Annotated in this window: 13 protein-coding genes and 3 pseudogenes; 11 read left to right on the top strand and 5 right to left on the bottom strand. The window is 70.7% G+C overall.

All coding sequences use genetic code 11. From position 1 onward, the window contains the following. Nucleotides 1–4 precede the first annotated feature (4 nt). The gene (locus LNW72_RS31175) at nucleotides 5–727 is read right to left on the bottom strand and encodes a class I SAM-dependent methyltransferase (protein WP_250978406.1); all 723 of its coding nucleotides are present in this window, start codon (nucleotides 725–727) and stop codon (nucleotides 5–7) included. Between the two features lie 83 nt (nucleotides 728–810). Then, entirely contained in the window at nucleotides 811–3,291 is a 2,481-nt protein-coding gene (locus tag LNW72_RS31170) for a SpoIIE family protein phosphatase (protein WP_250978405.1), read from the bottom strand. Between the two features lie 281 nt (nucleotides 3,292–3,572). Here LNW72_RS31170 and LNW72_RS31165 point away from each other — a divergent pair, with 281 nt between their 5' ends. Beyond that, nucleotides 3,573–5,219: an MFS transporter gene (locus tag LNW72_RS31165; RefSeq protein ID WP_250978404.1), complete on the top strand. Its 1,647-nt coding sequence runs from the start codon at nucleotides 3,573–3,575 to the stop codon at nucleotides 5,217–5,219. A gap of 88 nt (nucleotides 5,220–5,307) precedes the next feature. On the opposite strand, the pseudogene LNW72_RS31160 reads toward LNW72_RS31165, so the two are convergent. Both LNW72_RS31160 and LNW72_RS31155 read right to left on the bottom strand, forming a co-directional pair. Continuing rightward, nucleotides 5,308–7,754 (bottom strand): annotated as a pseudogene (locus LNW72_RS31160) (MFS transporter). Between the two features lie 149 nt (nucleotides 7,755–7,903). Beyond that, nucleotides 7,904–8,353, bottom strand: a complete 450-nt coding sequence (locus LNW72_RS31155; RefSeq protein ID WP_250978403.1) for an SRPBCC family protein — start codon at nucleotides 8,351–8,353, stop codon at nucleotides 7,904–7,906. 102 nt (nucleotides 8,354–8,455) lie between these two features. Between LNW72_RS31155 and LNW72_RS31150 the strand changes: the two genes are divergently transcribed. Then, nucleotides 8,456–9,490 (top strand): Rv2578c family radical SAM protein, encoded by a 1,035-nt coding sequence (locus LNW72_RS31150; RefSeq protein WP_250978402.1) that lies wholly within the window; start codon nucleotides 8,456–8,458, stop codon nucleotides 9,488–9,490. A gap of 10 nt (nucleotides 9,491–9,500) precedes the next feature. Next, the gene (locus LNW72_RS31145; RefSeq protein WP_250978401.1) at nucleotides 9,501–10,052 is read left to right on the top strand and encodes a GNAT family N-acetyltransferase; all 552 of its coding nucleotides are present in this window, start codon (nucleotides 9,501–9,503) and stop codon (nucleotides 10,050–10,052) included. On the opposite strand, the gene LNW72_RS31140 is transcribed toward LNW72_RS31145, so the two are convergent. Beyond that, nucleotides 9,995–10,543, bottom strand: coding sequence for an adenylosuccinate lyase (locus LNW72_RS31140; protein WP_250978400.1), 549 nt, complete (start codon nucleotides 10,541–10,543; stop codon nucleotides 9,995–9,997). The two genes, LNW72_RS31145 and LNW72_RS31140, sit on opposite strands and share 58 nt — an antisense overlap. 355 nt (nucleotides 10,544–10,898) lie before the next feature. Here LNW72_RS31140 and LNW72_RS31135 point away from each other — a divergent pair, with 355 nt between their 5' ends. From LNW72_RS31135 to pssA, 8 genes and pseudogenes are all read left to right on the top strand, one after another. Next, nucleotides 10,899–12,713, top strand: coding sequence for a 3-hydroxybutyryl-CoA dehydrogenase (locus LNW72_RS31135; protein WP_250978399.1), 1,815 nt, complete (start codon nucleotides 10,899–10,901; stop codon nucleotides 12,711–12,713). Nucleotides 12,714–12,792: 79 nt separating this feature from the next. Further along, nucleotides 12,793–13,623 (top strand): TetR family transcriptional regulator, encoded by an 831-nt coding sequence (locus tag LNW72_RS31130; protein WP_374117431.1) that lies wholly within the window; start codon nucleotides 12,793–12,795, stop codon nucleotides 13,621–13,623. A 400-nt stretch (nucleotides 13,624–14,023) separates the two neighbouring features. Next, nucleotides 14,024–15,379, top strand: a complete 1,356-nt coding sequence (gene ccrA / locus LNW72_RS31125) for a crotonyl-CoA carboxylase/reductase (RefSeq protein ID WP_250978397.1) — start codon at nucleotides 14,024–14,026, stop codon at nucleotides 15,377–15,379. Then, nucleotides 15,379–17,375, top strand: a pseudogene (locus tag LNW72_RS31120) (protein meaA). The gene ccrA and the pseudogene LNW72_RS31120 overlap by 1 nt, the downstream one beginning before the upstream one ends. 2 nt (nucleotides 17,376–17,377) lie before the next feature. After that, nucleotides 17,378–17,884, top strand: a complete 507-nt coding sequence (locus LNW72_RS31115) for a MaoC family dehydratase (protein ID WP_138355605.1) — start codon at nucleotides 17,378–17,380, stop codon at nucleotides 17,882–17,884. Nucleotide 17,885: 1 nt separating this feature from the next. Then, on the top strand, nucleotides 17,886–19,106 hold the full coding sequence (locus LNW72_RS31110) for an acyl-CoA dehydrogenase family protein (protein WP_250978396.1): 1,221 nt from the start codon (nucleotides 17,886–17,888) through the stop codon (nucleotides 19,104–19,106). 170 nt (nucleotides 19,107–19,276) lie between these two features. Next, the gene (locus LNW72_RS31105; RefSeq protein ID WP_250978395.1) at nucleotides 19,277–19,924 is read left to right on the top strand and encodes a phosphatidylserine decarboxylase; all 648 of its coding nucleotides are present in this window, start codon (nucleotides 19,277–19,279) and stop codon (nucleotides 19,922–19,924) included. Further along, nucleotides 19,911–20,752, top strand: a pseudogene (pssA, locus tag LNW72_RS31100) (CDP-diacylglycerol--serine O-phosphatidyltransferase). Before LNW72_RS31105 ends, pssA begins: the two are co-directional and overlap by 14 nt. The last annotated feature ends 99 nt before the right edge of the window (nucleotides 20,753–20,851 follow it).

Here is a 20,851-nt window from a genome sequence, read left to right as displayed (position 1 = left end):
GACGCTAGCGTCCACCGCCCGCCACCAGCCAGTTCGACGGCAGCTCGATGCGTGTGCCGTCGGTACGGAACTCCGTCGTCGTCAGCGGCTGCTCACCGCCGGCCAGCAGCTCGAGACCCGCGGCCCGGAAGTAGCCGGGGACCGCCTCGTCGGCCACCTCACCCGGGGTGAGGCCGTGCGCGAACACCGCCCCCAGCTTCGGCGGCGGGCCGCCGGGCCCCTGGGCGATGCCCAGCAGGACGCCCTTCGCGGCCGCGGCCAGCTCGACCGCGAACACCCGGCCCCGCTCGCCGAGCAGGGCCGCGATGCCCTCGACCAGCGGCGCCCGGTCCGCCGGTTCGCACTGGTGCAGCACACCCCGCATATAGACGTTCGCGTCACCGATCTCCGCGTGCAGCCGGCGTGTCGCGGCCGCGTCGGCACCGTTGAGCTGCTGGTACTCGGCGACGCCGTGCGGGTCCGCGCGGCGCGCGTGGCCGACCGCCGCCTCGGACAGGTCCACCCCGACCACCCGGTCGTAGCGCTCCGCGAGGTACCGGGTCTGGGTGCCGTTGCCGCAGCCGAAGTCGACGACCGGCAGGCCGGCGTCGAAGTACGGCTCGAAGAGCGGCAGCTGCAGTGCGGCGGTGAGGGACGCGTCCGCGTCCCAGAAGACCGCCCCGGACGTGGCGGGCGCGTCGCGCCAGAAACTCTCCCAGGCCTGCGTGTAGGTGCCGGGCACGTTCATTTCGGGACTCCCCAGGATCCGACGAAACCTCGGTGACTCGGTACGCGGTGACGCGGCGGCCGGCCGCCGAACAGCCGGCCCCCTCAGCGCCGCCGTCGCGACGCCGACCGCGGCAGCGTCTGCTCGAACCAGACCGTCTTGCCCTGCGCCGTACGGCTCGTACCCCACTGCCGCGCCAGCCGGCTCACGATCCGCATGCCCCGCCCGTACTCGTCCTCGGGGCCGGTGTTCAGCAGGACCGGGACCGCGTGGTCGTCGTCCGTGACCTCGCACAGCAGGGCGTCGGCCCGCACCAGGCGCAGCTCGACCTCACTGGTCCCCGCATGCCGGATGGCGTTGGTGACGACCTCGCCGACCAGCAGTTCCGCGGTCTCGGAGACCTCCTCCAGATCCCAGTCGCGCAGCGTCGCGCGGGTCAGCCGGCGGGCGTGCGCGGCCTCGCGCGGATGACGGGCCAGCTGCCACGTCGCCACGTCCGAACGCGGGATGCCGTTCAGCCGCGCCATCAGCAGGGCGACGTCGTCCTTGCGGCCGCCGCGCGGGTTGAGCGCGCGGATGATCGTGTCGCAGGCGTCGTCCATCGACGCCGCCGGGTGCGCGGCGCTCTCGCACAGCGCGGCCAGGCCGGTGCCGATGTCCTGCCCGCGCACCTCGACCAGCCCGTCGGTGCACAGCACCAGCCGGTCACCCTGCGCGACCGGCACCGTGACCGTCTCGAACGGGACGCCGCCCACCCCGATCGGGGCGCCGGTCGGCACGTCGAGCAGCTCGCTGCGCCCGTCGGCCGCCCGCACCAGGACCGGCGGGATGTGTCCGGCGTTGGAGATCACCAGCTCGGACCCGATCGGGTCGTACACGGCGTACAGGCAGGTGGCCAGATAGTGCTCGCCGAGGCGCTGCGCCAGATCGTCGAGATTGCGCAGCAGCTGGGCGGGCGGCATGCCCATCGCCGCCATGGTCTGCACGGCGGTGCGCAGCTGGCCCATCATCGCGGCGGAGTTCAGCCCGTGCCCCATGACGTCGCCGACGACGAGTGCCAGCCGCGAGCCGGCCAGCTTGATCGTGTCGAACCAGTCGCCGCCGACCCGGCCCAGCCGGGTCCCGGGCAGATAGCGGGTGGCCACGTCACAGCCCGGCATCCGCGGGGTGATGTGCGGCAGCATGCTGTCCTGGAGGGTGTCGGCGACATTCTCCTGGTACGTGTACATCCGGGCGTTGTCCAGCACGAGGCCGGCGCGGGCGGCGAACTCCGCGCCCGTCGCCTTGTCCATGTCGTTGAAGACCGCACGCTCCCGGTGGCGCAGCAGGATCATGAAGCCGAGCACCACGTTGCGGGCCTTGAGCGGCACCACGAGCATCGACCGGTTGTTGATCAGCGGGCTGATGTCGCGCTTCTCGAACTGCGCGGCGATCGCGTTGCCCATCTGCTCCGAGATCCGCGGTACGAGCACCGGCTGTCCGCTGGTCATGCACTGGAAGAACGGGGTGTGCTCGGGGAACGGCATCGACTCGCCGACCGGAACCACGTCGTCCCAGCGCCCCGGCTCGTCGGTGTGCTCGACGGCCACCCGGTACCACATGGTGGTGACGTCCGGCGGCCCGTCGGGGAACCCCTCGCCCGCGAGCACCTGCTCGCGCAGATACGAGCCGGCGACGTCGGTGAAGCGCGGCACCACGGCCGCGCTCACCTCCTGGATGGTGCGGGCCAGGTCCAGTGAGGTGCCGATACGGGCGCTGACCTCGTTGAGGAATTCGAGGTGCTCGCGCACCGCGGCGTATTCGAGGTCGGGCGCCAGGTCGGCCGGGGCCGCGGCCCGCGGGTCCAGCTGGGCGGCCGCGGCGGCGGCGCGCTGCCTGGCCCGGCGCTCGTCGCGCCTGGGCACGCCCCAGTCGGGGGTGACCGGCACCCGGTCGTGCTGGCTGAACTCCAGCACCGGATAGCCGAGCTCCAGCACCTGGGAGACGATCCGGGCGCTCTCCGCCGGATTCATGCTCGGCAGGATCTCGGGCAGCCGCTTGGCTAGCTGGTCGGCGCCGGAGAACTCGGTGTGCAGCGCGAAGCCGGGCGCGATCCGTTCGAATTCCCCGGCCGCCGAGTGAGCATCCGAGTCGGCCGTCGCGTCCTGTTCCGGCCCGGAATCCGGCGAGGACCGTAACTGGGTCGCGTCGGCGGCGAGGACGAGCAGCCGCTCGGGTCCCGGGCCGACGAGCGGATACGCCCACCACAGGACGTCCACGGCCCCGTCCTCCCGGTCCGCGCCGCCGCCGTGGCAGTCGTCGAAGAGCCGGGCCCGGCCCGCGGTGGGGTACGAGGTCGCGCCGCTGAGCGGGGCGTCCAGTTCCGGGCCGAAGTCGTCCAGCCCGCTCTCGTCCCCGACCGCGCTGTTCAGAGCGCCGGAGACCGGGAGCAGATCCACCGCCGGACGGCCGACGGCCGCTTCCTTGGAGCAGCCGAAAAGTTTGCGCGCACCGGTGCTCCAGTGCGATACGAGTCCCGCGCCGTCCACGACGATCACCGCGAGCGGGATCCGTCCGGACAGCCCCGGAGGAATGCGGCGGTCCATGGCTGGGTGGGCTCCTTCCCTCGGAGCCGCTTCACAGGACCGGCCGGGATCTCCCGCCCCGGTGCAAGATCTGCGGTACCTGTACCACCGTACGACCGCGGACGGGTGCCGCGAAGGGCAATGCCCGAATCGAGGCGCACGCCCGCGCGTGAGCGCCCCCCTGAGCACGTGCTAGCGTCCTTCATCTCTGTTCGAACTCCAGATCCGTGGTGCGAGTTCGACTCCGGCCGGGTGGGGATCCAAGCCGGAGCACGTAGGACCCGCGACTGGAAGAGAACAATGTGACCACCTGGGAGACCGCGGGCTGGGCCGCCGCAAAGCGTCCCAAGTCCTTTCTCCGACTGGCTGATCCGCGCCGGCCGGTGATGGCGGCGACGCTGTTCGCCGCGGTGCTGCACATCGTGTGGGCGCTGTTCCTGGCCAAGGACGCGGGTGACATGGCCGCCCAGTTCGCGTGGACGGACTTCATCCGCGAGCACCCGGACTCCGCGTACAACCTCTCCTGGTACGGCGGGATGCACCCCGCTTCGTACAGCATCCTGTCGCCGTACATCATGGCGTGGCTCGGGGTCCGCACGACCGCGGTGATCGCGGGCACGCTCTCCGCGACCGTCGCCGCGTATCTGCTGGTCCGCTTCCGGATCCGGAAGCCGATGCTGCCCGCGCTGTGGACGGCGTTCGCGCTCTGGTGCGACGTGGCGTCGGGCCGGGTGACCTTCGCGCTCGGCATGCTGTTCGCACTCGCCGCCACCGCCCTGGTCCTCCCCGAGGACGACCAGCGGACCTCGCGCATCGTGGGGGCCTCCGCGCTGGGCGGGCTGGCCACCATGTGCAGCCCGGTGGCCGGGCTCTTCATCGAGGTCCTGGCGGGCGCCCTGTTCCTCACCGGGCGGCGCAAGCACGCGTACATCCTGGCCGCGAGCCCGCCGATCGTCGTCGGCGGCACCTCGCTGCTGTTCCCCTTCTACGGGGTGCAGCCGTTCACCTGGTACTTCGCCGCGCTGCCGCTGGCCGCAGCGCTGCTGGTGGCGCTCCTGGTGCCGCGCTCCTGGCGCACCCTGCGCACCGGATCCTGGGTCTACTCCGCGGGCATAGTGCTGACCTGGGCGATACCGTCGCCGATCGGCAGCAATGTCGAGCGGCTCTCACTGCTCTTCGGCGGCACCGCGCTGCTCGCCACGGCGGTGGGGCGGACCGACCGGGGCCGCAAGACCCTCGTCATCTTCGCGGCGTTCCTGGCCGTCGCGGTCTGGCAGGTCGCCAAGCCCGTCACCGACCTGGTCAACACCGCGCCGGTGACCGCGACCATCGAGCACGCCCAGGGGCTCATAGACGAACTGGCCCGGGTCGGGGCCGACCGGGGCCGGGTCGAGGTCGTTCCGCTGCGCTCGCACTGGGAGGCGTCGGGGATAGCCCCGCACGTCAACCTCGCCCGCGGCTGGAACCGGCAGGCGGACGTCGAGCGCAACCCGCTCTTCTACGACGGCACCCTCACCCCGGCCACCTATCTGGCGTGGCTGCAGCGCTGGGGCGTCGGGTACGTCGTCCTGCCGTCGGACGAGCCGGACGGTGCGGCCGTGGCCGAGGCGAAGATCGTCGCGGCCGGGCACGCCTGGCTGCAGCCGGTCTGGCAGGACGACCACTGGCGGCTGTACAGCGTGACCGGGGCCGAGCCGATGGCCGACCCGCCGTCGATCGTCCGCCAGGCGGGACCGGCCGAGCTGGTCGTCGACGTCCCGAAGTCGGGTCCGGTGCTGCTGCGCATCCCGTGGTCGCCGTGGCTCGCGATAGCGGGAGCCACGGACTCCGAGCACGGCTGTCTGGAACAGGCCGGCGACTGGACCCGGCTGTACGCGCCGGCGCCGGGCACGTACCGGATAGGCGGGCGCTACGCCCTGTCCCGCGGGACGCCCTGCAAGAAGGACTGACCCCGGCGCCGCCCGGCGCACGCCTCCCTCGCCGCACCCGGGCGCCGAGGGAGTTCCACGTCATCCGCGCGCCCTGTCAGCCCCTGCGTCAGTCCTCGTGCCCCAGCTGCAGATCGCGTTCGGTGCGCCCACCGCCGGCGACCTGAAGGACGGTGGCCACCGGCGGATACCCGGCGGCGATCACGGTGTACTCGCCGGCCGCCAGATCGACGAAGCGGAAGAGGCCGTCGGCCCCCGTCGTCACCGAGTCCACCACGTTGCCCGCCGCGTCGAGCAGGGTGACCCGGGCGTCCTCGACCACCCGGCCGCCGGGCGCCCGCACCGTGCCGCGCAGCACCGCGCCGCCGGCCAGTTCGACGTCCTGCCGGGTCTCCCGGGCGGCCTGCACCGAGACCGGCAGCGCGGCCGGGCGGTAGGCGGGAGCGCTGGCGGCCAGCGTGTACTCGCCCGCCACCAGATCGGTCAGCACGTAGCTGCCCTCGCGGGCGCTGCGGGTGCTGGAGACGACGTCGCCGCGTACGTCGGTGAGCGTCACGATGGCGTCGCGGACCGGGGTGCCGTCCGAGGTGTGCACCGTGCCGGCCAGCCGGCCGGCGCCGCCGAGCACCACGTCCAGCTCGACCGGCCGGTCGCCGACCGTCACGCTGACGGCCTGCGGCTGATGCCCGCCCGCGGCCGCGATCAGCACATAGCTGCCGGTGCCGGGGGTGCTCAGCGCGTACCGCCCGTCCTCGCCCGTCGCCCCGCGGCCGATCTGCCGGCCGGTGACGTCGATCAGGGTGAGCGCGGCCCGGCCCACCGAGGTGCCGTCGGAGTGCTGGACGGTGCCGCAGACCGGGACTCCCCCGGCGTCGGCGGTGCGGCCGACGGCCGTCCTGGCCGGGGGACGGCGGGGTCGGAGACGGGACCATGCTGGGTCACCAGGGGTTTCTCCTTCAGGAGGAATGCGAGCAGGAAGCCGAGGACGAGCACCGGCACCAGGTACAGGAAGATCCGCGGCATGGCCACGGCGTACGCCTGGACGTAGCCATCGCGCAGCGCGGCGGGCAGCGTGTGCACCAGCTGCGGGGTGATCGACTGCGGGTCCGGCAGATGGGCGCCGCGCGGGAGTTCGACGGCGAGCTGGTCGGCCAGCCGGTTGGCGAACAGCGTGCCGAAGACGGCCGCTCCGACGGAGCCGCCGATCTGCCGGAAGTAGTTGTTGGCGCTGGTGGCGGCGCCGATGTCGGCCGGGCGCACCGAGTTCTGCACGGCGAGCACCAGGACCGGCAGCATGAGCCCGATGCCGAGGCCGAGCACGGCCATGAAGGCGCTGTACTCGATCCGGGAGGTGCTCGCGTCCAGCAGGGACAGCAGCCACATGCCGAGCGCGGAGAGCGCGCCGCCGATCAGCGGGAAGATCTTGTAGCGGCCGGTCCTGCTGATCAGCTGCCCGGAGGCGACCGAGGCGAGGACGACGCCGAGCATCATCGGGAGCATCAGCAGCCCGGAGCCGGTGGCGCTGGCACCGTCGACCATCTGCAGGAAGGTCGGCAGGTAGCTGGCGGCGCCGAAGAGCGCGACGCCGACGACCGCGCCGACCATCGCGGTGACGTTGAAGATGCCGTCACGGAACAGCCGCAGCGGGATGACGGGTTCGGCCGCGAAGTGCTCGGTCAGGACGAAGAGCACGGCGCTGGCGAGGGCGCCCGCGCCGAGCCCGACGATCATCTCCGAGCGCCAGGCGTAGGTGGTGCCGCCCCAACTGGTCAGCAGCACCAGACAGGTGGAGCCGGCCGCGAGCAGCAGCGCGCCCAGCACGTCGAGGCGGGGCCGGATCGTGGGGCGCGGCAGCCGCAGTACGACGGTGATGAGGGCGAGGGTGAACAGGCCGAACGGCACATTGATGTAGAAGCACCAGCGCCAGGAGGCGTGGTCGGTGAAGAAGCCGCCGAGCAGCGGTCCGGCCACCGACGCCACCCCGTAGGCGGCGCCGATCAGGCCCATGTAGCGGCCGCGTTCGCGGGGCGGGACGATGTCCGCCATGATCGCCTGCACACCGATCATGAGCCCGCCGCCGCCGACGCCCTGCACCGCGCGGAAGGCGATCAGCTGGTCCATGGTGCGTGACCAGCCGGCCAGCGCGGAGCCGATGACGAAGACGATGATCGCGAACTGGAAGACCCGTTTGCGGCCGAAGAGGTCGCCGAGCTTGCCGTAGATCGGCAGGCCGATGGTCGACGCGAGCAGGTACGCGGTGACGGCCCAGGACATCTTCTCCAGGCCGTGCAGCTCCCCGACGATCTTCGGGAGGGCGGTCGCCACGATCATCTGGTCGAGGGCGGCGAGCAGCAGGGTGAGCATCAGGCCGAGGAAGACCAGCCGCACTCGGCGCGGGGTCAGGTCGGCCGGCGGAATGCCGGTGGCCGAACCGGACGGGCCGTCCGCGCCGGGCGGCGGGGCATCGGCCGGTTCAGGGCCGGCCGATGCCGCGCCGTCCGCCGGTTCGGCCCGTCCGGACCTTCCGGCCCGTTCGGCCAGAGTGGTTCCGCCCACGTGCCGCTCCCCTCGTCGCGCCTGCCTCGTCACCCAATTCCCGCATTAAGCGACAACGACGAACAAGCGCGACGATTCTCCGAAGCGATGCAGAACCACCCGTATCAGTGAACGATCGAACCCGGACGGGGGCTCCATCGCAGCGACGGCTACGCGGCCGTCTCGACCTCGGCGGCCAGCTTCGCGAGCACCTCGTCGTAGATGCGCCCGAGTCCCTTGGGTGCGAACGTCCGCTCGAAGAAGCCGCCGATGCCGCCGGCGCCGTCCCACGTGGTGGTGGAGACGACCTTGGACTGCCCGGCACCGGCCGGGGTCACCGTCCACGTGGTGACCATGGACGAGTTGCGGTCGGCCTCGACCAGCTGCCCGGTGGTCGGCGCGGTGACGTCGAAGAGGCAGTCGCGGATCCGCTTGCTGGTCGCCTGCAGCTTCCAGTGCACCAGCGTGCCGGCGCCGCTGCCGCCCTCGCGGACCTCGTACTCGCTGAACTGCTCGGGGAGCAGGGTCTTCCTGGTGCCCGCGTAGTCCGCGAGAGCGTCGTACACCCGCTCCGGTTCCGCTTCGATGACCCGCTGGGTGGTGGCCTCGACCTGCGCCATTTCTTCTCCTCCGGTCCGTGCCCGCATGTGCCGGGCAAGCCAACCACACGCGCTAACCGAATATGTGTTCTATTCTATGGAGGAGCTACTGAGGAGGGCGTCATGCGCTGGGACAACCTGGGCCGCGACGAGGCCGCCACCGCCACCACGCCCGCACTGTTCGGGACGGACGTGGTCACCCGGACCTTCGACACCCCCGAATTCCGCGGCATCACCTTCCACGAGGTACGGGCCCGGTCGATCGTGAACCGCGTGCCGGGCGCCTCGCAGATGCCGTTCGACTGGACGGTCAACCCGTACCGGGGATGCAGCCACGCCTGCGTCTACTGTTTCGCCCGCAAGACGCACAGCTATCTGGACCTCGACACCGGGCTCGACTTCGACTCGCAGATCATCGTCAAGGTGAACGCGCCCGAGCTGCTGCGCAAGGAGCTCGCCGGCCCGCGCTGGCAGGGCCAGCACATCGCCATGGGCACCAATGTGGACTGCTACCAGCGCGCCGAGGGCCGCTACCAGCTCATGCCCGGCATCATCGGCGCGCTGCGCGACCACGCCAATCCGTTCTCGATCCTCACCAAGGGCTCGCTGATCCTGCGCGATCTGGACCTGCTGCGGCAGGCGGCCCGGGTCACCGAGGTCTCCACGGCGGTCTCCGTCGGCTTCCTCGACCGCGAGCTGTGGCGCACCGTCGAGCCCGGTACGCCGTCCCCCGGCAAGCGGCTGGAGGTCTGCCGGACGCTGAACGACAACGGCATCCGCTGCGGCGTGCTGATGGCCCCCGTCCTGCCGTACCTCAGCGACTCCCCCGAGCAGCTGCGTGACACCGTCCGCGCCATCGCGCGGTCCGGGGCCACCTCCGTCACCCCGCTCGTGCTGCATCTGCGGCCGGGTGCCCGCGAGTGGTACCTGGCCTGGCTCTCCGTGCACCATCCGCGGCTGCTCAGCCGCTACAAGTCGCTCTACGCGGAGGGTTCGTACGCCCCCACCTGGTACCAGCGGCGCATCACCCGCCAGGTGCACGAGTTCGCCACGGAGTTCGGCATCGGCCCGAACCGTTCCGGCGCCCTGCGGGCCGTCCCGCCGCCCGCCGCCGCCCCGGTGCAGGCCGCGGGACCGACCCAGTTGTCGCTGCTCTAATCTCCTGCCCATGACCGACGTTCGAGTGATGACCGGCGACGACATCGACGCCGTTTCCGCGATCCGGGTGCACGGCTGGCAGAGCGCGTACGCCGGCATCGTGCCGCAGGACTACCTCGACGCGATGTCGGCGCCGGAGGACGCGGCCCGGCGCCGCGAGTGGTTCGCCCACGACACCGGCCGGGTGGAGAACCTCGTGTCGGCCGACGGGACCGAGGTCACCGGCTGGGCCGCCCACGGCCCGTACCGGGGCGACGACGCCGAGCCGGGCGACGGCGAGCTGTACGCGATCTACGTCCGCCCGGACCGGATCGGCACCGGCGCGGGCCGGGCGCTCATCAGCGCGGTGCTGGCCCGCGCGGCGGACCGCGGCTTCCCGCGGCTGCGGCTCTGGGTGCTGGCCGACAACGCGCGCGCCCGCCGCTTCTACGAGAGGGCCGGCTTCGTGGCCGACGGCGCCGAACAGCAGGAGGACTACGACGACGTGTTCCTGCGAGAGGTGCGCTACGTGCGCGGCGCCTCGTCGGAAGCGACCTGCGTGTCGGACGCGTCCGCCTCGTAGCCGCCGATCCGTTCGAGGGCCGCGGCGGCGGCCGTGCGCAGTCGCGGATGCGCGCACGCGGCCCGCAGTACGGTCGCCGCCCGGGGGTCGCCCAGCTCGCCGAGCCCCTCCACGCAGGCGGGGACGGCGTCCCAGCCGAGGGTCCGCTCGGCCAGCAGCCGGTCCAGGGTCTCGATGAGCGCGGGGACGGATTCCGGCGCCCTCAGTTGGACGAGCAGCCGGATCGGCGGTACGGCGTAGGCGACCCGGAGCGGATTGGTCGCGAGCGCGGCGGCGGCCCGCGCGGTGCGCGGGTCCCCCAGAAGGGCCAGTGCGCGGGCCGCGTTCTCGGCCCGTTCCGGCTCGCGGTAGTTGAGCAGGAGGGCGAGGGTTTCGAAGGCCCTCCGGTCGCCCGCGGTAGCCAGGGCCACGGCGGCGGCCTCCCTGGCTTCCAGGGGCTGTCCCGGTGCGGTGAGTACGCCGGCCAGTTCGTCGCGCGCTGCGGAATCCACCCGCTCAGCCTACGGCGCGCTCATCTGTACGCGGCACAGATCACATGGGCGGTGGTCTGGCGCGTAGGTTACCGGCCGGTTACCCTCGGACCAACGTGCACGGCAGCCTGGTGACGCAGCCGCCGCGCACAGCCCGGAACGCACCACCCGTACGCGGTCCTGGCACGCACCACCGCTCAGCAGCACGCAACACTTCACGTCGGTTCGGCACCATCGCGGCGCGGCCCCGGGACAGGGCCCGCCCCTCACCCTCATGCGGGCATCCACCCCATCTCCGTGGCCCGCGACTCCACCAACTCCTCAGCCGCGCGCGCCTCCCGGCAGCCGCGGTCTCCTCAGCATCTGGAGTTTCGCGATGGACCGTCCGTCCAGCAGCAGTCCCCTGCCCTCCCTCGCCCTGCCCACCGTCGCCGTCATCGGCCTCGGCACCATGGGCGCCGGAATCGCCGAGGTCATGGCCCGCGCCGGCCATGAGGTCATCGGCATCGACATCAGCGACACCGCCGCCCGCACGGCTGTCACGGCACTGGACCAGTCCACGGCGCGTGCCGTGGAGCGCGGCCGGCTCACCGAGGCCGAGCGCGCCGACACCCTCGCGCGGTTCCGCACCTTCCCCGACCTGCAGGCGGCCGCCGAGGCCGATCTGGTCATCGAGGTCGTGAACGAGCAGTTCGAGGCCAAGCAGGCGGTCTTCGAGGCGCTCGACGTGATCGTGAAGCCGGACGCCATCATCGCGACCGGCACCAACGCCCTGTCGGTGACCCGGCTGGCCTCGCACACCTCGCGCCCGGACCGCGTCCTCGGGCTGCACTTCTTCGCCCCGGCGCCCGCCATGAAGCTGGTCGAGGTGGTCTCCACCGTCCTGACCTCGCCGGAGGCGACCGCCTCGGTGACCGCGCTGGTGCGCGCGCTCGGCAAGGAGCCGGTCCCGGTCGGCGACCGTCCCGGCTTCATCGCGGACGGCCTGCTGTTCGGCTATCTCAACCAGGCCGCGGCGATGTACGAGTCGAAGTACGCGACCCGCGAGGACATCGACGCGGCGATGCGGCTCGGCTGCGGCCTGCCGATGGGCCCGCTGGCGCTGCTCGACCTGATCGGCATCGACACCGCGCAGACCGTCCTGGAGGCGATGTACGAGGCGTCCCACGACCGGCTGCACGCGCCCGCCCCGATCCTCGGCCAGCTGGCCGCCGCCGGTCTGTCGGGCCGCAAGTCGGGCCGCGGTTTCTACACCTACGAGGCTCCCGGCAGCGAGGTCGTCGTCACCGACGCCTCGACCCCGGGCACCGCCGGGGCCGCCGGTGTCGCGGGCCGCGACGTCCGCAGTGTGGGCGTCGCCGGATCCGGCACCATGGCGACCGGTATCGCCGAGGTCTTCGCGAAGGCCGGCTACGACGTCGTGCTGGCCGCCCGCTCGCAGGAGAAGGCCGACCAGGCCGTCGCCAAGCTGGCCAAGTCGCTGGACCGCTCGGTCGCCAAGGGGCGGCTGACGCAGGAGCAGCGCGACGCGGCCGTCGCCCGGGTGACGCCGGCCGGCTCGTACGACGCCTTCGGCGACGTCGATCTGGCCGTCGAGGCGGTCGCCGAGGACCTCGCCGTCAAGCAGGCGCTCTTCGCCGCGCTGGACGAGGTGTGCAAGCCCGGTGCGGTGCTGGCCACCACGACGTCCTCGCTGCCCGTCATCGCCATCGCCCGCGCCACCGCGCGCCCGCGGGACGTGATCGGGATGCACTTCTTCAACCCGGCGCCCGCGATGAAGCTCGTCGAGGTGGTCCGTACCGTCCTGACCTCGGACGATGTGCACGCCACCGTCCGCGAGGTGTGCACGAAGGTGCGCAAGCACGCCGTGGACTGCGGGGACCGGGCCGGCTTCATCGTCAACGCGCTGCTGTTCCCGTACCTGAACAACGCCGTGAAGATGGTCCAGGAGAACTACGCGACGGTGGCGGACATCGACACCGCCATGAAGCTCGGCGGCGGGTACCCGATGGGCCCGTTCGAGCTGCTGGACGTCGTCGGCCTGGACGTGTCCCTGGCGATCGAGCAGGTGCTGCACAAGGAGTTCCGCGACCCGGGCCTGGCGCCCTCGCCGCTGCTGGAACACCTGGTGTCGGCGGGGTGCCTGGGCCGCAAGACGGGCCGCGGCTTCCGCGAGTATGCCCGGCGCTGATCATGAGGGCGGCTGGGGTGGTCTGCTCGGCCCGCGCGGGCCGTCCCGGCCGCCCCGTACGTCCCGCGCGGGCCCGGCCATGGAGTACGTTCCACGTATGGCCCAGCCCCTCAAGTCCGCGACGAAGACCACCGCAGAAGGCCCCGCGCCGGCGACGGCGAACGGCCGCCGTGCCGCCGCCCAGCGCCACCGGGTGCGGCAGGACCTCGCCGCGTCCGCGATGCACCTGTTCGCGGACCGGGGGTACGAGGCCACGACCGTCGACGACATCGCGGCGGCGGCCGGGGTGGCCCGCAGGACGTTCTTCCGGCACTTCCGGTCCAAGGAAGAGGCGATCTTCCCCGACCACGACGACACCCTGGTGCGGGTCCAGGCCGTCCTGGACTCCGCCGAACCCCATGAGCACCCGCTGGACACCGTGTGCCGCGGCATCACCGAGGTGCTGCGGATGTACGCGGAGTCCCCCGAGGTCTCCGTGGAGCGGTACCGGCTGACTCGTGAGGTACCGACGCTGCGGGAGCGCGAGATCGCTTCGGTGGCCCGCTACGAGCGGCTCTTCACCCGTTATCTGCTGGGCCACTTCGACGAGTCGGCGCACCACGACGGCGACGACGACCCGCTGCTGGCCGAGGTCGCCGCGTCGGCCGTGGTGGCGGCGCACAACCATGTGCTGCGGCGCTGGCTTCGGGCCGGCGGCAAGGGCGACGTGGAGGCGCAGCTGGATCACGCCTTCGATGTGATCAAGGTGACGTTCGGCACCGGCATAGGGGTCGGGCGGCCGGCGGGCCCCGCTCCGGCGCCCGCCGCGGCGGTCTCGCAGACCGGCGAGGTCGTGGTCACGGTGGCGCGTACGGACGCCTCGCCCGCCGAGGTGATGCGGATCATCGAACGGGCGCTGCGGGGCGACTGACCGCCCTGCGGAGCCCCCTCAGAGGTATGGAACAGCGGCCGTCCGGGCGATCCGGGCGGCCGCTGTTGCTCGTTTGTGGCGACGGGATGACACTTGAGAGAAATTGTTGGCACGCAGTGTCTTTACGAGTGGCACCCCGTGCCATAACGTAAGCCGTGTCCGGGCGGCCGGCGTGTGGTGATCCCACGCACGCCGTCTGTCCCCAAAGGCCCGGACGCCTGCGTCACAGGCACCCCCGGATCCCGTCCGGGGGAACCACCGCGCCACCGCGCGCACCGGTTCCACCCGTGCGACCGTCACGGGAGCAGCACCCCCGCCGAACCGACGGCACCAGTCACCCGTCAGCCCTCGCCGACGTTCCCTCAAACGTTTCTACGTCGCGCTTCGCCGGAGGCACCCCGTGAAGGAAATTCTGGACGCGATTCTCGCGTCGGACAGCTCGGACAACTCGGACCGTTCGGCCGCCGACTTCGCGGCCCTGCCGCTGCCGGAGTCGTACCGCGGCATCACCGTCCACAAGGACGAGGCCGAGATGTTCACCGGCCTCGACAGCCGTGACAAGGACCCGCGCAAGTCGCTGCACCTGGACGACGTGCCGGTCCCCGAACTCGGTCCCGGTGAGGCCCTCGTCGCCGTCATGGCCAGCTCGGTGAACTACAACTCCGTGTGGACCTCGATCTTCGAGCCGGTCTCCACGTTCAGCTTCCTGGAGCGGTATGGGAAGCTCTCGCCGCTGACCAAGCGGCATGACCTGCCCTACCACGTGATCGGTTCCGACCTCGCGGGCGTCGTGCTGCGCACCGGGCCCGGCGTCAACGCCTGGCGGCCCGGCGACAAGGTCGTGGCGCACTGCCTGTCCGTCGAGCTGGAGTCCTCCGACGGCCACAACGACACGATGCTCGACCCCGAGCAGCGGATCTGGGGCTTCGAGACCAACTTCGGCGGTCTCGCCGAGATCGCGCTGGTCAAGTCCAACCAGCTGATGCCCAAGCCCGCGCACCTCAGCTGGGAGGAGGCCGCCGCTCCCGGCCTGGTCAACTCCACCGCCTACCGCCAGCTGGTGTCCCGCAACGGCGCCGGCATGAAGCAGGGCGACAACGTCCTGATCTGGGGCGCGTCCGGCGGCCTCGGCTCCTACGCCACCCAGTTCGCGCTGGCCGGCGGCGCCAACCCGATCTGCGTGGTCTCCAGCGACAAGAAGGCCGACATCTGCCGGGCGATGGGCGCCGAGGCGATCATCGACCGCAACGCCGAGGACTACAAGTTCTGGAAGGACGAGCACACCCAGGACCCGCGCGAGTGGAAGCGGCTGGGCAAGCGGATCCGCGAACTGACCGGCGGCGAGGACGTCGACATCGTCTTCGAGCACCCCGGCCGCGAGACCTTCGGCGCGAGCGTGTACGTCACCCGCAAGGGCGGCACCATCGTCACCTGCGCCTCGACCTCGGGCTACACCCACGAGTACGACAACCGGTACCTGTGGATGTCGCTCAAGAAGATCGTCGGCTCGCACTTCGCGAACTACCGCGAGGCATGGGAGGCCAACCGGCTGGTCGCCAAGGGCAAGATCCACCCGACCCTGTCCAAGACGTACACCCTGGAGGAGACCGGCCAGGCCGCCTACGACGTGCACCGCAACCTCCACCAGGGCAAGGTCGGCGTCCTGGCGCTGGCCCCGGGCGAGGGCCTCGGCGTCACCGACCACGAAATGCGCGAGAAGCACCTCCCGGCCATCAACCGCTTCCGGAACATCTGATGCCGCGACGCGAAAAGGACCGTCCGTGGCTCATGCGGACGTATGCCGGTCACTCCACCGCCGAGGCGTCCAACGAGTTGTACAAGAACAACCTCGCGAAGGGGCAGACCGGCCTGTCCGTCGCGTTCGACCTGCCGACCCAGACCGGCTACGACCCCGACCACATCCTCGCCCGCGGCGAGGTCGGCCGGGTCGGCGTCCCGGTCTCGCACATCGGTGACATGCGGCGGCTCTTCCAGGACATCCCCTGGAGGGGATGAACACCTCGATGACCATCAACGCCACCGCCATGTGGCTGCTGGCGATGTATCAGGTGGTCGCCGAGGAGCAGGGCGCGGACATCACCAAGCTCCAGGGGACGACGCAGAACGACATCGTCAAGGAGTACCTGTCGCGCGGGACGCACGTCTTCCCGCCCGGCCCCTCGCTGCGGCTGACCACCGACATGATCACGTACACGGTCAACAACATCCCCAAGTGGAACCCGATCAACATCTGCAGCTACCACCTGCAGGAGGCCGGGGCCACGCCGGTCCAGGAGATCGCCTTCGCGATGTCCACCGCGATCGCCGTCCTGGACGCGGTGTTCGCCTCCGGGCAGATCCCGGAGGACCGCCGCGGCGAGGTGGTCGCCCGGATCTCCTTCTTCGTGAACGCGGGTGTCCGCTTCATCGAGGAGATGTGCAAGATGCGGGCCTTCGGCCGCCTCTGGGACACCGTCACCCGGGAGCGGTACGGCATCGAGGACGCCAAGCAGCGCCGTTTCCGCTACGGCGTGCAGGTCAACTCGCTGGGGCTGACCGAGGCCCAGCCGGAGAACAACGTCCAGCGCATCGTCCTGGAGATGCTGGCCGTCACCCTCTCCAAGGACGCCCGCGCCCGCGCGGTGCAGCTTCCCGCCTGGAACGAGGCGCTGGGCCTGCCCCGGCCCTGGGACCAGCAGTGGAGCCTGCGCATCCAGCAGGTGCTGGCCCATGAGAGCGACCTGCTGGAGTACGAGGACATCTTCGACGGCAGCCATGTCATCGAGGCCAAGGTCACCGAGCTCATGGAGCTGGTGACGGCCGAGATGGAGCGCATCGAGAAGATGGGCGGCGCCATGGCCGCCGTCGAGTCCGGCTATCTGAAGTCGGCGCTGGTCTCCTCGCACGCCGAGCGCCGCGCCCGCATCGAGTCGGGCGAGGAGAAGATCGTCGGCGTCAACTCGTACCAGGGCACCGAGCCCAGCCCGCTCACCGCCGACCTCGACACCGCCATCATGACCGTCGACCCGGCCAACGAGGCGCGCGTCGTGAGCGCGCTGCACACCTGGCGGGACAACCGCGACGAGCAGCGCGCCCAGGAGTCGGTGGCGGCGCTGAAGGCCGCGGCGGCGGGCAGCGAGAACCTGATGGCCCCCACGCTGGCCTGCGTACGCGCCGGTGTCACGACCGGCGAGTGGTCCTGGGCGCTGCGGGACGTCTTCGGCGAGTTCCGCGCCCCGACGGGCGTCAGCAGCGCCCCGGTGGCGGTCACCGCCGAGGCGGGCACCCCGCTGGCCGAGGTCCGCCGCAAGGTCGCCGCGACCGCCGCCGAACTCGGCAGCGGCAAGCTCCGGCTGCTGGTCGGCAAGCCGGGTCTCGACGGGCACTCCAACGGCGCCGAGCAGATCGCCGTACGGGCCCGTGACGCGGGCTTCGAGGTGGTCTACCAGGGCATCCGGCTCACCCCCGAGCAGATCGTCTCCGCGGCCGTGGCCGAGGATGTGCACTGCGTGGGTCTGTCGATCCTGTCCGGTTCGCACGCGGCGCTCGTGCCGGACGTGCTGGACCGGCTGCGCAGGGCCGGGGTGGACGACGTACCCGTGATCGCCGGCGGGATCATCCCGCCGGCGGACGCGGCGGCGCTGCGGGCCGCCGGGGTGGCGGCGGTGTTCACCCCGAAGGACTTCGGTATCACTGAGATCATCGGGCGGATCGTGGACGAGATCCGGCTCGCGAACAAGTTGGAGGTATGACGGTGCAGTTCGGTCGCACTTACGAAGAGTTCGAGGTCGGTGCCGTCTACAAGCACTGGCCCGGAAAGACGGTCACCGAGTACGACGACCATCTCTTCTGCCTCCTCACGATGAACCACCACCCGCTCCACATGGACGCGAACTACGCCGAGAACACCACCGACTTCGGCAAGAACGTCGTGGTGGGGAACTACATCTACTCCCTGCTGCTGGGCATGTCCGTGCCGGACGTGTCGGGCAAGGCGATCGCCAACCTGGAGGTCGAGTCGCTCAAGCACGTGGCGCCGACGTTCCACGGCGACACCATCTACGGGCAGACCACCGTCCTGGACAAGTGGCCGTCCAAGTCGAAGGACGACCGCGGCATCGTCCACGTCGAGACCAAGGGCTACAAGCAGGACGGCACCATGGTGTGCGTCTTCCGCCGCAAGGTCATGGTTCCCACGGCCACGTACATCAAGGAACGCGGCGGCGAGCAGCCCGGCCGCCCCGAGCTGCAGGAGAAGTGACATGACGCGTCTTGCGCACACCGACGGGCTGACCGACATCCAGCGGGAGATCCTCTCCACCGTCCGCAGCTTCGTGGACAAGGAGATCCTGCCGGTCGCGACGGAGCTGGAACACCGCGACGAGTACCCCACCGAAATCGTTGAGGGCCTCAAGGAACTTGGCATCTTCGGGCTGATGATTCCCGAGGAGTACGGGGGTCTTGGTGAGTCTCTTCTCACATACGCCCTCACGGTCGAGGAGATTGCCCGGGGATGGATGAGTGTTTCCGGAATTATCAACACTCACTTCATCGTCGCCTACATGCTCAAGCAGCACGGAACGCAGGAGCAGAAGGAGTACTTCCTGCCCCGGATGGCGGCCGGTGAAGTGCGTGGCGCGTTCTCGATGTCGGAGCCCGGCATGGGTTCCGATGTGTCCGCGATCCGCACCAAGGGCGTCAGGGACGGCGACGACTACGTCATCAACGGCCAGAAGATGTGGCTGACGAACGGCGGTTCGTCCAACCTGGTGGCGGTGCTCTGCAAGACCGACGAGGGCCTGTCCCCGGAGGAAGCGGCGGCCAAGCCGCACAAGTCGATGACGACCTTCCTCATCGAGAAGGAGCCGGGCTTCGGTCCGAATCCGTCGGTGCCGGGCCTCACGGTGCCCGGCAAAATCGAGAAGATGGGCTACAAGGGCGTCGACACGACGGAAATGATCCTGGAGGACGTCCGGATCCCGTCGAACCGCGTTCTTGGAGGTCAGAGCGGTCGCGGCTTCTATCAGATGATGGACGGCGTCGAGGTCGGGCGGGTCAATGTGGCGGCGCGCGGCTGCGGAGTCGCACAGCGCGCGTTCGAGCTCGGGATCTCCTACGCGCAACAGCGCCACACCTTCGGCAAGCCGATCATCGAGCACCAGGCGATCTCCTTCAAGCTCGCCGAGATGGCGACCAAGGTCGAGGCCGCGCACGCGATGATGGTCAACGCGGCCCGCAAGAAGGACTCGGGCCACCGCAACGACCTCGAGGCCGGCATGGCGAAGTACCTGGCCTCGGAGTACTGCAAGGAGGTCGTGGAGGACGCCTTCCGCATCCACGGCGGGTACGGCTTCTCCAAGGAGTACGAGATCGAGCGGCTCTACCGGGAGGCCCCGATGCTCCTCATCGGTGAAGGAACCGCTGAGATCCAGAAAATGATCATTGGCCGCAGGCTTCTTGAGGAGTATCGTATCCAGGGTTAAATGTCCTGATATAAGCGATATATCCGAGGTGAAGGTCACACCCAGTCATTGCTTACCGGCCATCGACTCGCCCTCGCGCTTGCCGAGTTGTGGGTGGCAACCGATACCATCTTGGTAAAGCCGCCGTCCCCAGAACCATCTTGCGGCACCCTCCGCTACGAAGGTCTTCCATGCCCCACAGCCATTCCTCTGCACCTCGCGGCCGGGTCCGCCTCGCGCGCGGAGCGTCGCCGTGGCTCCTCCCGACCGTCGCCGCCGCGGCGGTCAGCCTTACCCGCGCCCGCCGCTCCGGGCGCTGGGCGACCGTGGCCGTACCCACCACCGCCCTGGCGGCGGGCATGCTGTGGTTCTTCCGTGACCCTGAGCGGGAGATCGCTCAGGGCCGGGTGATCTCACCGGCCGACGGCGTGGTGCAGAGCATCATGCCGTGGAAGGACGGGCGCACCCGCGTCGCCATCTTCATGAGCCCACTGAACGTCCATGTGAACCGCGCACCGCTCGCGGGCACCGTCACCTCCGTGGAGCACATCCCCGGCGGATTCGTTCCGGCGTTCAACAAGGAGAGCGAGAACAACGAACGCGTTGTCTGGCACTTCGACACCGAACTCGGCGACATCGAGATGGTGCAGATCGCCGGCGCAGTGGCCCGCCGCATCGTTCCTTACGTGCCCTCGGGCAGCAAGGTCGAGCAGGGCGAGCGCATCGGTCTGATCCGCTTCGGCTCCCGCGTCGACATCTACCTCCCGGAGGGCGTCCTGCCCGATGTCGAGGTCGGCCAGACCACCATGGCTGGGGTGACTCGTCTTGACCGTGATTGATCCCGACACACAGGCCCCTGGGTGACCGAGCTGGAGGAGGAGGTCGACGACCTCCCACTCTCCACCCGGCTCTCCATCGCGGACACCCTCACTCTCGGTAACGCCATCTGCGGATTCATGGCCGTGTACTTCACGACCACCGGAGTGCTGGTGCCGCACCTCATGGGCACCGCCGACGGCGGCATGGCGCGGCACAACGCCGCGACGGCCGTGACCCTGATGCTGATGGCGTCCGTCTTCGACCTCCTGGACGGGCTGGTGGCGCGCAAGCTCCGCAGCTCGGCGATGGGGGCGGAGCTCGACAACCTGTCGGACCTGATCAGCTTCGGACTCGCGCCAGCGTATTTCGTGGTGGTGTGGGGGCTGGTCGCGGACGATGCGCACGGCCGGGTCTCGGCGGTGGCCGCCGTCGTGGTCCTGCTCGCCGTGGTCCTCAGGCTCGCGCGCTTCTCCTGCACCACGGTGCGGGACGGGGTCTTCCAGGGCATGCCGAGCCCCTTCGGCGCGATGACGGTCGTCTCCGTCGTCCTGCTGGAGCTGCCGTTCATCCCGACGCTGCTGGCGATCGTGGGTGTGGCGTGGCTGATGATGAGCCGCGTCGAGTACCCCAAGCCGCGTGGCCGGCTCGCGCTGATCACGCTGGCCTGGATCTTCATCAGCATGGGCTGCCTGGCGGCCTGGACGCTGGACGTACCGGGCGGGCACCTGCTGCTCCAGACCGGTGCGGCGCTCCAGATCGTCGCCGCGGCGGTCATCCCGCTCTTCGCGACGACGCGACGGGTGAACACGTTCCGTAACAACCGCCGTGAGGCGCGCGCCGAGCAGTGACGGCGCCGCCGCCGAGTGCGCGGTACAGCGAAGAAGGGCCCCGGGCGATCCGCCCGGGGCCCTTCGCGTTCCCGCCCCCGGTCGGCCGCGAAGCGACGG

The organism is Streptomyces sp. RKAG293 (genome assembly GCF_023701745.1).
Classification (GTDB): Bacteria; Actinomycetota; Actinomycetes; order Streptomycetales; family Streptomycetaceae; genus Actinacidiphila.
The sequence above is the reverse complement of the archived record's forward strand: the minus strand, read 5'-3'. Positions and strand labels throughout refer to the sequence as shown.

What these genes read in the sequence shown, in the direction of transcription:
- LNW72_RS31175 (WP_250978406.1), bottom strand. Translation starts at nt 727, where the DNA reads ATGAACGTGCCCGGCACCTACACGCAGGCCTGGGAGAGTTTCTGGCGC.
- LNW72_RS31150 (WP_250978402.1), top strand. Translation starts at nt 8,456, where the DNA reads ATGCGCTGGGACAACCTGGGCCGCGACGAGGCCGCCACCGCCACCACG.
- LNW72_RS31130 (WP_374117431.1), top strand. Translation starts at nt 12,793, where the DNA reads ATGGAGTACGTTCCACGTATGGCCCAGCCCCTCAAGTCCGCGACGAAG.
- LNW72_RS31170 (WP_250978405.1), bottom strand. Translation starts at nt 3,291, where the DNA reads ATGGACCGCCGCATTCCTCCGGGGCTGTCCGGACGGATCCCGCTCGCG.
- LNW72_RS31155 (WP_250978403.1), bottom strand. Translation starts at nt 8,353, where the DNA reads ATGGCGCAGGTCGAGGCCACCACCCAGCGGGTCATCGAAGCGGAACCG.
- LNW72_RS31105 (WP_250978395.1), top strand. Translation starts at nt 19,277, where the DNA reads ATGCCCCACAGCCATTCCTCTGCACCTCGCGGCCGGGTCCGCCTCGCG.
- LNW72_RS31145 (WP_250978401.1), top strand. Translation starts at nt 9,501, where the DNA reads ATGACCGACGTTCGAGTGATGACCGGCGACGACATCGACGCCGTTTCC.
- LNW72_RS31110 (WP_250978396.1), top strand. Translation starts at nt 17,886, where the DNA reads ATGACGCGTCTTGCGCACACCGACGGGCTGACCGACATCCAGCGGGAG.
- LNW72_RS31135 (WP_250978399.1), top strand. Translation starts at nt 10,899, where the DNA reads ATGGACCGTCCGTCCAGCAGCAGTCCCCTGCCCTCCCTCGCCCTGCCC.